13 protein-coding genes and 1 tRNA gene are annotated in these 12,260 nt (G+C 69.7%); 7 read left to right on the top strand and 7 right to left on the bottom strand.

What is annotated here, in order from left to right; all coding sequences use genetic code 11:
* Positions 1-180 precede the first annotated feature (180 nt).
* The 3 genes from ABD987_RS39250 to ABD987_RS39240 all read right to left on the bottom strand — a co-directional run bounded on the left by ABD987_RS39250 (position 181) and on the right by ABD987_RS39240 (position 3,766).
* Positions 181-254, bottom strand: a tRNA-Pro gene (locus ABD987_RS39250).
* 36 nt (positions 255-290) lie between these two features.
* Positions 291-1,217 carry a metallophosphoesterase gene (locus ABD987_RS39245; protein WP_345406769.1) on the bottom strand — a complete coding sequence of 309 codons (927 nt, stop codon included), beginning with the start codon at positions 1,215-1,217 and terminating at the stop codon, positions 291-293.
* A gap of 380 nt (positions 1,218-1,597) precedes the next feature.
* On the bottom strand, positions 1,598-3,766 hold the full coding sequence (locus tag ABD987_RS39240) for a transglycosylase domain-containing protein (protein ID WP_345406766.1): 2,169 nt from the start codon (positions 3,764-3,766) through the stop codon (positions 1,598-1,600).
* Between the two features lie 337 nt (positions 3,767-4,103).
* On the opposite strand from ABD987_RS39240, the gene ABD987_RS39235 reads away from it, so the two are divergent.
* Entirely contained in the window at positions 4,104-4,403 is a 300-nt protein-coding gene (locus ABD987_RS39235) for a WhiB family transcriptional regulator (RefSeq protein WP_345406763.1), read from the top strand.
* Between the two features lie 173 nt (positions 4,404-4,576).
* Here ABD987_RS39235 and bagB read toward each other — a convergent pair whose 3' ends face one another.
* The 4 genes from bagB to ABD987_RS39215 all read right to left on the bottom strand — a co-directional run bounded on the left by bagB (position 4,577) and on the right by ABD987_RS39215 (position 7,992).
* Positions 4,577-5,701, bottom strand: coding sequence for an ATPase BagB (gene bagB / locus ABD987_RS39230; RefSeq protein WP_345406760.1), 1,125 nt, complete (start codon positions 5,699-5,701; stop codon positions 4,577-4,579).
* Complete coding sequence (gene bagA / locus ABD987_RS39225) at positions 5,701-6,705, bottom strand: ATPase BagA (RefSeq protein WP_345406757.1); 1,005 nt, start codon at positions 6,703-6,705, stop codon at positions 5,701-5,703. Before bagA ends, bagB begins: the two co-directional genes overlap by 1 nt.
* Positions 6,706-6,726: 21 nt before the next feature.
* Positions 6,727-6,975, bottom strand: a complete 249-nt coding sequence (locus tag ABD987_RS39220; RefSeq protein WP_345406754.1) for a hypothetical protein — start codon at positions 6,973-6,975, stop codon at positions 6,727-6,729.
* Between the two features lie 72 nt (positions 6,976-7,047).
* Entirely contained in the window at positions 7,048-7,992 is a 945-nt protein-coding gene (locus ABD987_RS39215; protein ID WP_345406751.1) for an esterase/lipase family protein, read from the bottom strand.
* A 140-nt stretch (positions 7,993-8,132) separates the two neighbouring features.
* Between ABD987_RS39215 and sp36 the strand changes: the two genes are divergently transcribed.
* From sp36 to ABD987_RS39185, 6 genes are read left to right on the top strand one after another with little or no spacing between them, the layout of a single operon-like run.
* Positions 8,133-8,291: a Sp36 family protein gene (gene sp36, locus ABD987_RS39210; protein WP_345406748.1), complete on the top strand. Its 159-nt coding sequence runs from the start codon at positions 8,133-8,135 to the stop codon at positions 8,289-8,291.
* 16 nt (positions 8,292-8,307) lie between these two features.
* The gene (locus tag ABD987_RS39205; RefSeq protein ID WP_345406745.1) at positions 8,308-8,763 is read left to right on the top strand and encodes a RidA family protein; all 456 of its coding nucleotides are present in this window, start codon (positions 8,308-8,310) and stop codon (positions 8,761-8,763) included.
* Positions 8,764-9,393: a hypothetical protein gene (locus tag ABD987_RS39200; RefSeq protein ID WP_345406742.1), complete on the top strand. Its 630-nt coding sequence runs from the start codon at positions 8,764-8,766 to the stop codon at positions 9,391-9,393.
* Positions 9,394-9,429: 36 nt separating this feature from the next.
* Positions 9,430-10,578, top strand: coding sequence for a hypothetical protein (locus tag ABD987_RS39195; RefSeq protein ID WP_345406739.1), 1,149 nt, complete (start codon positions 9,430-9,432; stop codon positions 10,576-10,578).
* Positions 10,579-10,611: 33 nt separating this feature from the next.
* A complete protein-coding gene (locus ABD987_RS39190; protein WP_378214064.1) occupies positions 10,612-11,433 on the top strand; it encodes an NUDIX hydrolase in 822 nt (273 codons plus the stop codon).
* Positions 11,430-12,200: an MBL fold metallo-hydrolase gene (locus ABD987_RS39185; protein ID WP_345406736.1), complete on the top strand. Its 771-nt coding sequence runs from the start codon at positions 11,430-11,432 to the stop codon at positions 12,198-12,200. Before ABD987_RS39190 ends, ABD987_RS39185 begins: the two co-directional genes overlap by 4 nt.
* The last annotated feature ends 60 nt before the right edge of the window (positions 12,201-12,260 follow it).

The raw sequence follows: 12,260 nt of genomic DNA, 5'->3' as shown, positions 1-12,260 counted from the left end.
GCCCAGACGGGCCAGCTCGACGGCACGCTGACGAAACTCAGGCGGGTGTGGTGCAGGCACCAGAACATCCTCCCTGGTGACCGGCGGTCACCTCAGGTGAGGTGTCCGGACAACCGGGGGAAGCTCATAGGGCCCTGTGTTCGCGCTTTCCGCGAACACAGGGCCCTACAGACTTACTCGTCGGGGTGGCGGGATTTGAACCCACGACCTCCTCGACCCGAACGAGGCACGCTACCAAGCTGCGCCACACCCCGATTACCGCTGTACTGCTCAGTGGGTCGAGAAGAAGTCTAGCGGACGCTGTTTCGGGCCTTGCGTGGGGCTTGCTTCCGGGGGTTTCGTGGCTCGGATCCGCGCGGGACCAGCGTCAACAGGCTGGCTTCCGGCGGGCAGGCGAAGCGGGCGGGTGCGTACGGTGACGTGCCGAGTCCGGCGGAGACGTGCAGCCACATGTGGGCGCCCCAGCGGGAGGCGCCGCGGGCGCGGGTGCGGTCGAGTTCACAGTTGGTGACGAGGGCGCCGTATCCGGGGATGCGGAGCTGGCCGCCGTGGGTGTGCCCGGCGAGGACGAGGTCGTAACCGTCGGTGGCGAAGGTGTCGAGGACGCGGGGTTCGGGTGAGTGAGTGACGCCGAGCCGGACGGCGGCGCGGCGGTCGGCGGGGCCGGAGATGTCGGCGTAGCGGTCGCGGCGGAGGTGGGGGTCGTCGACGCCGGCGGCGAAGACGGACTGGCCCGCGACGTCGACGGTGCGGCGGACGTGGGTGAGGTCGGTCCAGCCGTGTTCGACGAAGGCGGCGCGGAGGTCGCGCCAGGGCAGGTGGACGCCGTGGATGCGCTTCTTCTTGCCCTTGGGCATGAGGTAGCGGGCGGGGTTCTTCGGCTTGGGCGCGTAGTAGTCGTTGCTGCCGAAGACGAAGAGGCCGGGCCGGTCGAGCAGTGGCCCGAGCGCGCGGACGACCGACGGTACGGCGGTGCGGTGCGAGAGGTTGTCCCCGGTGTTGACGACGAGGTCGGGTTCGAGTTCGTCGAGTGCGGCGACCCAGCGTTGTTTGCTGTGCTGGCCGGGGAGCATGTGCAGGTCGGAGACGTGGAGGATGGTGAACGGCCGGGCGCCCGGGGCGAGAACGGGCAGCTCGGCGGTGCGCAGCGTCCAGTGACGGCGTTCGATGCCGATCGCGTAGCCGAGGGTCGCGGTGCCGAGTGCGAGGGTCCCCACGGCGAGACGGCGGAACGTCGCCCCGGAAGAAGTACGTGCATTACTGAGCGTGTTCACATTGTCCAGGATACGTGCTCATGGGTGGAAGGTGTTGACCGGTTCCGGGAAATTCGTTGAAGGATCTCCGCCGGTGATTCGGTTACTTCGGGTAGTCGTTTCCGTGGCGTTCGTGGTTGTTCCCGAAACGGTTTCGCGGCGCCCGGCGGTGTGCTCGCGGTCCGCTGATCTTTTCCGTTCTCCCGCGTCTCCCCGTTCCGCCGAACGGCCGAACGGGAGGAGGCGCGAATCCGGTCACTTATTACGATGTCGAGCCGGATTCGTTACCCCGCAAAGACAAAGCAGGCCCCGGCCGACCGGCCGGGGCCTGCTCGCGCGGTGGCTCAGCCCGCGCCGCCGGTGTATTTCGGATCGGGTGCGGGGAGCGGCAAGGCGGGTTGGTCCTTCAGGATGTTGCCCATGGCGCCGAACCAGGTCTGGGCCGGGGTCATGCCGCCGAACATATTGCCGTCGCCCTGGACCGCAACCACGTTGCCGGGCCCGTTGTAGCGGAGGCCGCCGTTGGGGTTACCTGGGTGACGGAACACCATGGCGGCACCGGCCAGCTGCGGGGTGGCCCCGACGTAGGTGCCGGAACCGCTGGTGTTGGTGGTTCCGGTCTTGCCCATGGTGGGCCGGTCCCAGTGGGCTTCCCGTGCCGCCCGGGAGGACGTGCCCGACTGGCTGTCCTTGCTCATGCCGACGGCGAGTGTGTTCGCCAGCGCTTCGGGAACGACCTGCTCGCAGGGGGCTTCCTTGATGGGCTTCGGATTGCCGTTGCGGTCGAGGATCTGGGCGATCGGGGTGGGCGGGCACCATTTTCCGCCGCTCACGATCGTCGCGGCGACGTTGGCGAGTTCGAGGCCGCTGGTCGGGCTGAAGCCGAGGGTGAACGCACCGATGCCCGGCGAGTTTCCCTTCGGACCGTAGAACGAGGCCTGCGACTCTCGTTCCTGGGGCTCCTGGGATTTCGGATTGACCGTGCCGCCGGTGGCGGGGTTGGACGCCATCGTGTTGCGCATCCCGAGCTTGCTTGCCATGTCGAGGACCGGCCCGAGGCCGACCTTTTCCTCAAGCGCGACGAATCCGGTGTTCGGCGAGGTGGCCAACGCTTGCTGAAGCGACATCTGCGGGCCGTAGTTGCCTTCACCGTAGTTGCTGAGGCAGTACGCCCAGGTTGCCTGGGCAACCAGCGGGCCGCAGCCGCCCGGCCCACTGGTGAAGACCTTTGAGATGTAGGTCTGCGGCGTCGGGATGGTGCTGTAGATCCCCGCCGCGTTCTTGTCCAGTGCCGCCGCGGCGGTGAAGATCTTGTAGCTCGATCCCGCGCCGGTGACGTTGGCGACGTCGTAGGGCAGCCCGTAGGTCGTCTGTCCCTGTGCCTGGTCGGTTCCGTAGTCACGGTTGGCGGCCAGCGCGACCACCTCGTGGCGTTCCTTGCCCGGTCTCACCAGTGACAACGTGTTCGCCACGTTGTTCTGGGTCTTCTTGACCTGGGTTTCCGCGGAGATCTTGGCTTCGTGGTTGGCCCGTTTGTCCAGCGTCGACTTGATCGTGTAGCCGCCGGAGTACAGCTCGTCCTTGGACATCCCGGTCTGCTGACGCAGGTATTCCTCGACGTACTGGCAGAAGAACCCGTTCTCGGGCCCGGCGCCGATGCAGTTGGCGGCGGGCTTCTGCGGTCCGTCCGGGGTGACGCCGAGCGGCTCGGTCTTGAAGCGGTCGGCGTCGGCCTTGGCGAGCTTCTGGTTGTCCACCATGCGATCGAGCACGAGGTTGCGGCGCGTGGTCGCGGCGGCGGGGTGGTTCCACGGGTCGTTGGCGATGGGGTTGTTCACCATGCCGGCCAGCAGCGCGGCCTGCGGCACGGTCAGCTTCTCCGGCGGGACGCCGAAGTAGGACTGCGCGGCGGCGCCGACCCCGTAGATCTGCCGGGAGAACTCGACGATGTTCAGGTAGCCCGCGACGATCTGCTCCTTCGAGAGCTTCGTCTCCAGCTGGATCGCGATCCGGGCTTCCTTGAGCTTGCGCGCGATCGACTGCTCCTGCGCCTTCTCCTGCGCGATCTTGTCGTTCCGGTTGACCACGTTGATCAGGTAGTTCTTGACGTACTGCTGGGTCAGCGTCGAGGCGCCCTGGGTGTCCCCGCCCGCGCCGTTGCTGACCGCGGCGCGCAGGGTGCCCTTCCAGTCGACACCGTGGTGCTCGTAGAAGCGCTTGTCCTCGACCGAGATCAGCGCCCACTTCATCGCGTCGTTGATCTGGTCCGTCTTCACCGGGAGCCGGTACTGGCTGTACAGCGTCGCGATCGGGTCGCCCGCCGAATCGGTGACCGTGGTGACCAGCGGCGGGGGGACGTCGGCGAGGTCGGACGAGGTCTTGTCGACCGTTTCGCTGGCCTGGTTGGACACGACACCGGCGGCGCCGACGACCGGGAACAGGATCCCGGCGACGAGCACCCCCGCGAGCAGACAGAGGCCGAGGAGCTTGAAGAGACCGTCTGGTTTGCGCACGGGGCCAGGGTACGCGGAGCTTGTGGTGACGCTGTGACCTCACACCCGTCACGGTGTGACGTCGGTGACAAAACAGACCCGCTGAGGTGACTTCTGGTAACGGAAGGCAAGCTAGGTCTTGGCGGGGGGAACCGAGGGCCCCTACAGTCCGTCAACAACTCACGAAGACTGCCGACGGATGGCCGAGCGCGAGGAGAGGTCGCTCGTCCGAACGGAGGCCCGGCGCCGGGGAGGTGCCGGAGGTCGACGTGAGCAGAGGGAGACACGCTCATGGGGTGGAGCGAGAGCTTCGTGCCCGTGGTGGGTGTCGATCACCAGGGGAGGAGCTGGGGGTCGTATGGACAGCACCAGCCAGTCGAGCTGGCGAATCAACGCGTCGTGCCGTGACGCCGATCCGGACGGCCTGTTCGTCCGGGGAGCCGAGCAGAACCGGGCGAAGGCCGTGTGCATGGGCTGCCCGGTCCGTACCGAGTGCCTCGCCGAGGCGCTCGACGGCCGGATCAACTTCGGGGTCTGGGGCGGGATGACCGAACGGGAGCGGCGCGCCCTGCTGCGCCGCCGCCCGGAGGTCGCCAGCTGGTCGGACCTGCTGGAGGCCGCCAAGCGGGACGCCGAGGTCAAGGTCGCCGTGAGCTAGGCGCGCGACTCCGGCCACCGCCGTTTCGCCGCGCTCTCGGTGCCCCTCGGCGCCGGGAGCGCGCGGATCGGCGACTTCGTGCTGCCCTCGTCGGCTGTTGTGGAGGTTTGTCGTCCGGAACGCGTCGTTCAGGGCATCGGTCCGGGGTGGCGGTGGCGTTACATCCCGCCGGTCTACGAGGTGGCGAGTTTGACGCCGATGTCACGCAGGCCGTCGATGTCGTGCACGTCGCCCGCCAGCGCGGGCACCCGTGCGAGCGGCACCTCCGGATGGGCCTTGGTGAAGCGCGCGAGCAGCCGGGTCTCCCGGTCGGCGAGCGCGACGCGGTCGGCGTGCAGCCGCAGCACCGCCTCGGCGAGCGGCGCGTTCGTGTTGCCCTCCTGCAGGGACTCCGCCGCGGCCAGCGCCTCCGTGCCGGACAGCGGCGCGAGCACCGGATGCGTCCGGTTCGCGACCAGCCCGGCCAGCGGCATCGACTCCTCGGAGAGCCGCTCCACGAAGTAGGAGGCCTCGCGCAGCGCGTCCGGCTCCGGCGCGGCCACCACCAGGAACGAGGTCCCGGCCGACCGCAGCAGCTCGGCGGTCTTGCGGGCCCGTTCGCGGAAACCGCCGAACATGGTGTCGAAGGCCTGCATGAACGCCGACGCGTCGGTGAGCAGCTGGCCGCCGATGATCGTCGACACCGCCTTGGCGAACATCGAGAACCCGGCGTTGACCACCTTGCGCAGGCCCCAGCCGCCCGCCTTCGCCGGCCCGGTGAGCAGGCGGATCATCCGCCCGTCGAGCGCGCTCGAAAGCCGGGTCGGCGCGTCGAGGAAGTCCAGCGCGGACCGGCTCGGCGGGGTGTCGACGACGATCAGGTCCCACTCGTCGGTGGCCGCGAGCTGGCCGAGCTTCTCCATCGCCATGTACTCCTGCGTGCCGGAGAACGACGTGGAAATCGTCTGGTAGAAGGGGTTCTTCAGCAGCTGCTCGGCACGTTCCGGGCCGGCGTGCTTGCGCACCATGTCGTCAAAGGTGCGGCGCATGTCGAGCATCATCGCCCACAGCTCGCCCTTCGGCTCGAAGCCCGCGACCTGTACCTGACGCGGATGGTTGCCGAGCTCCCGCAGGCCGAGCGCCTGCGCGAGCCGTCGCGCCGGGTCGATCGTGAGCACCACGGTCTGCCTGCCGCGTTCGGCCGCGCGCAGGGCGAGGGCGGCCGCGGTGGTCGTCTTGCCGACGCCGCCCGAGCCACAGCAGACGATCACCCGGCTGTTCGGGTCGTCGAGCAAGGCGTCGATGTCGATCGCGGTCATCAGCGCACCCCCTGGTCGATCAGCGCCTCGGCCAGGTCGTACAGCGCCGCGACGTCGATGCCCTCGTTGATCTCCGGCAGCTCCAGCGTCGGCAGGTCGGCCTCGGTGAGCTGCTCGCGCGCGCGTTGCTCGGCGGCCACACGCACGGCGTGTTCGACGGTCTCCTCGACCAGCGCGTCCAGCGTCTCGGCGGGCAGCTTGAGCCCGGCCGAGGCGAGCCCGGACCGGACGCGGGAGGCGTCGACGCGTCCGTCCGCGGCGGCGGTGACCGAGCGCGCGGGCAGCCGGGGCGGGCGGACCCGGTTCACCAGCACGGCGCCGGGGCGCAGATCGGCCCCGTCGAGTTCGGCGACGGCTTCGACGGTTTCCCGGACCGGCATCTCCTCCAGGAGGGTGACCAGGTGCACGGCGGTCTCGCCGGAGTGCAGCAGCCGGACGACGCCGTCGGCCTGGCCGCGGATCGGGCCGGTCTTGGCGAGGTCGGTCAGCGCCTTGGTGACGTCGAGGAACTTGACGACCCGGCCGGTCGGCGGCGAGTCGACCACGACGGCGTCGTAGGTGTGCCGCCCGTCGGACTCGGTGCGGCCGACGCACTCCTTGATCTTGCCGGTGAGCAGCACGTCGCGCAGGCCGGGCGCGAGCGTGGTCGCGAACTCGATCGCGCCCATCCGGCGCAGCGTCCGCCCGGCGAAACCCAGGTTGTAGAACATCTCGAAGTATTCGAGCAGCGCCGCCTCGACGTCGATGTGCAGCGCGCGCAGCTCACCCCCGCCGGGGACCGCGGCGATGCGCTGCTCGGCGTAGGGCAGCGGCTCGGTGTCGAAGAGCTGCGCGATGCCCTGGCGGCCTTCGACCTCGATGAGCAGGGCACGCCTGCCCTCGCGGGCCAGCGCGAGACCCAGCGCGGCGGCGAGCGTGGTCTTGCCCGTCCCGCCCTTGCCGGTGACGAAATGCAGCCGGGCACGGGCAAGCTCGTCGGACCAGCCGGTGGAGGGAGTTGTCACCGGATCACCCTAAATCAGCCGTTAACTGGCGAGCATCATGACGCTGACCGCTGTCGCCACGACGGCGACGATGATCCAGGTCGCCACGCCGGGCAGGACCGTGAGCATCACCACAGCCAGGATCGCGAGCACGGTCAGCGTGACGACGCCCGCCAGCGCGACCTGGCCGGAGCTCTTCGTCCGGTCTCGCGCCTTCGCCATCACGACCAGCACGAGCGGCAGCCCCGCCGCGGCCAGCAGCACGGTCGCGACGATCCGCCAAGTCTCCACAGGTCAACGTTAGCGGTCCGTGGGGGCCTCCCCGAGGGACTCCAGGTCCCTCGGGGAGGCCCCCACGGAACGTCAGCTGCCGAGGATGCTCGCCGGGCGGCAGGGGACGGGTTTCGCGTGCGCGGGGTCGAGGGCGTTGAGGATGTGCCCGGCCGCGTTGCGGTCGAAGGCCAGCCCGAGGTGCTCCGCGACGTCGAGCGCGCAGGTGTCCTGCAGGACGATGTTCCGCACGTTCGGGCCCTTGCCGAGACCGTTCGTGTAGGGAATGACGAGTTCGTCGTAGCGCGTGAGGATGTTCGTGTAGCTGACGCCGGGCTGGAAGATTCCGTTGCCGCTGTGCAGTTCCTTGAGGAAGTCCGAACCGGACAGGAACTGCGTGCACGACCCGCACGCGGGGCTGAGCACGCCGTCGATGAGCTGGCTCAGGCCGATTACCTTCCCGGCCTGGTAGAGCTGGGAAAGCCCGAGCAGCGTCGTGCCTTCCCACAACGGGGTGAGGCTCACGTACTTGTCCACTTTGGACGCGCCGCCGAGGAACTTCACGTAGTAGGAAGGCATCAGCGTGCCCTCGGAGTGCCCGAGAATGTCTACTTTGGACGCGCCGGTGGCGGCGAGCACCTTGTCGACGAACGCCGCGACCTGCTGGGCGGATTCCGGCATCGGCTTGAGCCCGCCCGGCTGGTAGATCGGCAGCCCGAGGCCGTTCTTGCCGTAGGTCAGGGAAAACACGCAGTACCCGTTGTTCTTCAGCAGCGGGCTGTAGGTGTTCCAGTTGACGGTCTGGTTGGCCGAAAGCCCGTGGAGCATGACGACGGGCCGGGGGTGCGCGGCGCTCGGCCTGCAGGAGAAGTCGTTGGCGCCGGGCGGTGATCCGTCCGGGTTCCGCAGCTGGGCCGCGACGGCGTCGGCCGCGGTCCACGGGACGGGAAGGTCACTCGACGCACTGGCGGCGGGGGCGGCGATCAGCGTGAGGACCGCGGCCAGGAAGGCGGCGGCGATGGACTTCGGTGTCCGCATGCTCAGGTCCTATCTACTCGCGAGTAGGTGTGAAGTGAACCACACTCGGGCCGGTTTCGGCGAGTCGTGACCTGGTCACTCACGGCGGTTTTCCGGACACGCCCCCGCGGGGGTTGCCCACTTGGCTACGCTCCCCGGCTATGAGCGCCAGCAAATGGGAGTACGCGACCGTCCCGCTCCTGATCCACGCGACGAAGCAGATCCTCGACCAGTGGGGCGAGGACGGCTGGGAACTGGTCACCGTGCTGCCCAACCCGACGGGCGAACAGCACGTCGCGTACCTCAAACGAGCCAAGTAACCGAGGGGAACCTTCGATGGCCTGGAGCGATCGGCTCGCCGAGCTCGGTATCGAACTACCAGGGGTCGCGGCGCCGCTGGCGGCCTACGTGCCCGCCGTGCGCAGCGGTTCACACGTCTACACCTCCGGTCAGCTGCCCTTCGTCGACGGCGCGCTCGCCGCGACCGGCAAGGTCGGCGCGGAGGTCAGCCCCGAAGAGGCGAAACAGCACGCCCGCACCTCGGCGCTCAACGCGCTCGCCGCGGTGCACGCGCTCGTCGGCGTCGACGAGATCGTCCGGATCGTCAAGGTGGTCGGCTTCGTCGCCTCCGCGGAGGGCTTCACCGGCCAGCCCGCGGTGGTCAACGGCGCTTCCGAGCTGCTGGGTGAGGTGTTCGGCGAGGCGGGTATCCACGCCCGCTCGGCGGTCGGTGTCGCGGAGCTGCCGATCGGCTCGCCGGTCGAGATCGAACTGATCGTGGAGGTGCGGTAGATGGACCCCGACATCGAACAGGCCACCCACGAACTGCTGCTCCGGCTGGCCGGGCGGCTGCCCGACCAGCTGCTTTGGCGGTTCCGGGACTGGCTCGGCGAGGGCGCGATGGGCACGCTCGCCAGGACACTCCCGAGGTCTTTGCTAAAGCACAGGATTGACCTTGATCAAACCGAGTACCGCCTGCTCGTCGCGGGGCTCATCCCGCACGGCGCCGACTGGCACCAGGTCAGTTCCACCCTGGGGGTAGACGACGTCACCGAGACCCGGTACACATTCACGCAGAGTGCGCCCGAATGGGTGAACTCTGTCGATTCCGTGTCCGTGTTGATGCACGCAACGTTGCGTGGTCGCCCGGATGTGGGAGAAGTGCGGCAGAGCTGGCGTCACCTCGATGTGGTCGGAGAGACCGGGACCAAGCGCGTGCTGCTGGTCACGGCGCTGTCCGGCCTGCCGAGGCTGACCGGCGAGCTGCAGCGGGTGCTGCGCGTGCTGGGCGACGAGGAGCCCAGCGTCGAGGTCATCCCGCCGCGCTTCGACCTGCCCGGGTATCACCGGGCGGCGCTCGCGAATTCCGAGCTGGTGTGTCTCGGTGCCGTGGGCACCGGGAATCGTCTGGTAGCCGCATAGCGCTCGCTCCGCCAGCGAGCTGGGAGGGAGCAAGCAATGGTGGAGGTCCACGACGCCCCGCCGATGGACGGGTTTTCGGTACCGCTGCGTCTGCACAATCTGCTGCTGGCACTGGCCGGCCGGATCGACGACAGCGCGCTGACCGAAGCGCGTGAACTGATCGCCCATGCCCACATCGACGAAGCCGTCGAGCTCACCACCGGCACCCTGATCGCCGGGAAGATCACGGTGAGTTCGGCCGAACAGCGCGAGCTGGCGCTCGTGCTGGAGATGAGCCGTTCGGACGCGACCCTCGCGAACGATCTGCTCGTCGACGAAGCCGAACTGGTGCACAGCCACCGGTTCAGCGGGGAGAACCAGCCGGAGTTCGGGCTCGCCGAGGCGCTCGACCGGACCCTGCAGGTGCTCCCGGACGTCCGCTCCGTGCACGCGGTGTGGCGGATCACCCCGGCGGGCAGCGTGCCGGGCGCGTTGCCGCAGCGCGTGGTGCTCGTGGAACTGGGGCCGGAGGGCAACCCGCCCGCGGTGGCCTTCCGCGTCGACTCCGCGCTCCGCCGCGCGGGCCTGCGTTCGGTCGTCGAGGTCAGCGGGCCCGGCGTCGCGCGCTCGACGTACCACCAGTCGGCGGGCGCCGCGGCGTCCCCGGTGTGGGTGGCCGGCAGCACGCAGGCGCCGAGCTACCGGCCGGAGCCGGTCGCGCCGACGCCCCCGCCCGCGCCGGTACCGGCTCCCGAGCCGGTGGCGGAGGCTGCGCCGAGCAGGCACGGCATCCGTACCCCGGCGGCCGAGTCCGCCCCGGCACCGGTGGTGCCGATCGTGCAGGCGTCCCCTCCGCCGCAGCCGACGGCCCCGCCCGCGGTGCCCGCCGAACAGCCGGCCCGCAAGTCGCGGTCGGAGACGCGGGCCGAGCGGACCTCGGACCTGACCTCGGCCGAGGTGGCGCAGCTGCGCCGGGCGCTGGCCGAGGATCCGGAGAAGGGCCGCGAGATCGCCGCGGGCAAGCCGAGCATGCACGAGGTCGTCGAGCTGCCCGCGCTGGATCTCGACGATCCGAGCCTGAGCGAGCGGGACCGGGCGCTGCTGCGGGAGCTGCACGCCGAACTCGCCGAACGGGAGCGCGCCGAGGCGGCGAAGATCCGCCTCAACGGCGCGTCGCGGAGTGGCGGAGATCGCTGGAACGCTTGAGTCACCGGGGAAATCCGGAGGTATGTTGCCGGGGTGCCTGATTCTCCTGAAGAGCTGATCTTCGACATCCCGGTCGGCGCCGGGGTCGGTACCCGGGCCAACGCGGACGGTCCGCCCGTCACGCCGAAGGACTCCGCCACGGTGATCCTGCTGCGTGACGGGACGGCCGGCCTCGAGGTCTTCCTCCAGCACCGGGTGCGTGGCATGGCCTTCGCCGGGGGCATGACCGTGTTCCCCGGCGGCGGGGTCGATCCTCGCGACGCCGACGCTTCCGTGCGCTGGACGGGCCCCGACGCGGCGTGGTGGGGCTCGCTGTTCGGCTGTGCCGAGGACGGCGCCCGCGCGCTGGTGTGTGCCGCGGTGCGGGAGACGTTCGAGGAGTGCGGCGTCCTTCTCGCGGGCACCGAAGAGACCACGGTGACTGATGTCACAGCGTTCGCCGAAGCCCGGCAGGACCTGCTCGCCCGCAAGGTTTCGCTCGCAGAGTTCCTTTCGGGCGCCGGGCTGACCCTGCGTGCCGATCTGTTCCGGCCGTGGGCGCACTGGGTGACGCCCGCGGCCGAACCGCGTCGCTACGACACCCGGTTCTTCCTCGCCAAGCTGCCCGACGGGCAGGAGGCGGACGGGGCGACGTCGGAGGCGTCGAGTTCGGGCTGGCAGCGTCCCGCCGAAGCGCTCGAAGACGCGCGGGCGGGCAAACGCACCCTGATGCCACCGACCTGGATCACGCTCAACGAGCTGACCACGTTCGAAACCGCCGAGGAAGCGCTTGCCGCCGAGCGCACCATCGTCCGGATCGCCCCGACCCTGGTCCGCGAGGGCGACAAGGTCCGCGTCGTGTTGGAGGAACTGTGACCGCCCCCGCCTACGGCGTGCTGCGCCGGGTGTCCGCGTCGGCGTCGGTGCTGCTGGAGAACAACCCGTCGTCGATGACGCTGGAGGGCACCAACAGCTGGGTGCTGCGTGCCCCCGGCGCGTCGGCCGCGGTCGTCGTCGACCCCGGCTACCGGGACCTGGAGCACCTCGAACTGCTCGCGGACGTCGGTGCCGTCGAACTGGTGCTGCTCACCCACCACCACCCCGACCACGCCGAGGGCGCGCCGTGGTTCGCCGAGCGGGTCGGTGCCCCGGTGCGGGCCTTCGACCCCGCGCTGTGCCTCGGCGCGGAGTCCCTTGTGGACGGTGAGATCGTCGCGGCGGGCGGGCTCGAAATCGGCGTCGTGCACACACCGGGGCACACCGGCGATTCCGTGTCGCTGCGCACCGAAGGGCAGATCCTGACCGGGGACACCATTCTCGGCCGGGGCACGACCGTGCTGCACGACCTCGGCGACTACCTGCGCTCCCTGCGCAAACTGGTCACCCTGCCCGAGGCCACCCTCGGCCTGCCGGGACACGGCCCCGAGCTTCCCGATCTGGCCTCGACCGCGCGCGAGTACCTTGCCCATCGGGAACAGCGGCTGGAGCAGGTGCGTTCCGCTCTGCGGGTGCTCGGTGCGGACGCGACGCCGCGTCAGGTGGTCGAGGTCGTCTACGCCGACGTCGACCGCGCGCTGTGGGCACCCGCCGAGCTGAGCGTGCGGGCCCAGCTGGACTATCTGCGTTCGGAGGTTGGCGAATGAGCGATGCTTGCGAGCGAATCATGGATGTCATGCGCCAAAAGGAATTGAACACTGACTCGC

The sequence above is a fragment of the Amycolatopsis samaneae genome (genome assembly GCF_039541975.1).
GTDB lineage: Bacteria > Actinomycetota > Actinomycetes > Mycobacteriales > Pseudonocardiaceae > Amycolatopsis > Amycolatopsis samaneae.
The sequence above is the reverse complement of the archived record's forward strand: the minus strand, read 5'-3'. Positions and strand labels throughout refer to the sequence as shown.

Bases quoted from the DNA above. Each gene is read 5' to 3' on its own strand.
- ABD987_RS39235 (WP_345406763.1), top strand. From the start codon at position 4,104: ATGGACAGCACCAGCCAGTCGAGCTGGCGAATCAACGCGTCGTGCCGT.
- bagB (WP_345406760.1), bottom strand. From the start codon at position 5,701: ATGACCGCGATCGACATCGACGCCTTGCTCGACGACCCGAACAGCCGG.
- ABD987_RS39215 (WP_345406751.1), bottom strand. From the start codon at position 7,992: ATGCGGACACCGAAGTCCATCGCCGCCGCCTTCCTGGCCGCGGTCCTC.
- sp36 (WP_345406748.1), top strand. From the start codon at position 8,133: ATGAGCGCCAGCAAATGGGAGTACGCGACCGTCCCGCTCCTGATCCAC.
- ABD987_RS39205 (WP_345406745.1), top strand. From the start codon at position 8,308: ATGGCCTGGAGCGATCGGCTCGCCGAGCTCGGTATCGAACTACCAGGG.
- ABD987_RS39200 (WP_345406742.1), top strand. From the start codon at position 8,764: ATGGACCCCGACATCGAACAGGCCACCCACGAACTGCTGCTCCGGCTG.
- ABD987_RS39195 (WP_345406739.1), top strand. From the start codon at position 9,430: ATGGTGGAGGTCCACGACGCCCCGCCGATGGACGGGTTTTCGGTACCG.